Raw genomic sequence first — 933 nt, forward strand, 5'->3', positions numbered from 1 at the left:
GCCGCCTCGGCTACGCCTTCGACCGCACCCTCGTGTACGGCACCGGCGGCTTCGCCTACGGCTCGGGCAGCGCCGACCGCTCGTTCGGCGGCTACGCCGGCAACGACAGCTTCCGCACCGGCTACGCGGTGGGCGGCGGTGTCGAGTTCGCCCTCCCCACCGAGTCGTTCCTGAACTTCTTCCGCTCCTCGGCCGTGACGTTCAAGATCGAAGGTCTGTACGTCAACCTGGAGCGCGGCAACCGCAACCAGGGTGCCCTGGTCGTCAACGCCGCCAACCTCGTCCCGGTGGCCTACAGCGCCATCGGTCGCCGCGACGACGAGTTCGCCGTCGTCCGCGCCGGCCTGAACTACAAGTTCGGCTCGTACTAGTATCGGATCGCGCTGCTCCCGGCCTCAACGCCGGGAGATGCGGCCGGCGGGCGAGAGGTGTTGGTCCTCCTCCTCGCTCCCCGCCGCGGAAGGTGCCGACAACTCGTTGGCCTCCGGATCCCCAGCCCGATCAATCTGGCCGTGAGGTCGGCAACACCCTGGGAGCACCCGCTCCTGGGGTGTTTTTTCGTGTCGGGATCTAATCCAGTCGCAGGTCATCATGACCTTGTCGCAACTCGCCAGGCTGTCAGGAGGCAATCTGTGCCGGGCATTCTGGGCGTGGCGTGACGGTGGATGCCACGGTCCGCTAAAAGGAGATGGCCGAGTTCGAGGTCGAATTGGGTATCTAGGCATGAGCCACTTCAGACCCCTAGCATCTCGCTTGCACGAAGTGCTTGGGTAGGCTCAGTGCATGCGCATAGACACCAGTGCGAAAGTAATTACCCACGCCATTGATGGCTGGTTTCAGGCGCCGATGGTCTTGAGAATGGTGCCGAAGGGACTGCGGCCTGCGAGGCGCGCGGTATCGACGACGGTGCGGATGTCGGCCTCGCCCTCGGCG

General features: G+C 65.2%; 1 protein-coding gene. It reads left to right on the forward strand.

The window, feature by feature from the left end; all coding sequences use genetic code 11:
* Window positions 1-371 (forward strand): outer membrane protein (locus FV242_RS33960; RefSeq protein WP_368732195.1); only part of this gene is annotated, 371 nt, incomplete at its 5' end.
* Window positions 372-933: the final 562 nt, after the last annotated feature.

The sequence above is a fragment of the Methylobacterium sp. WL64 genome (assembly GCF_008039945.1).
Classification (GTDB): domain Bacteria; phylum Pseudomonadota; class Alphaproteobacteria; order Rhizobiales; family Beijerinckiaceae; genus Methylobacterium.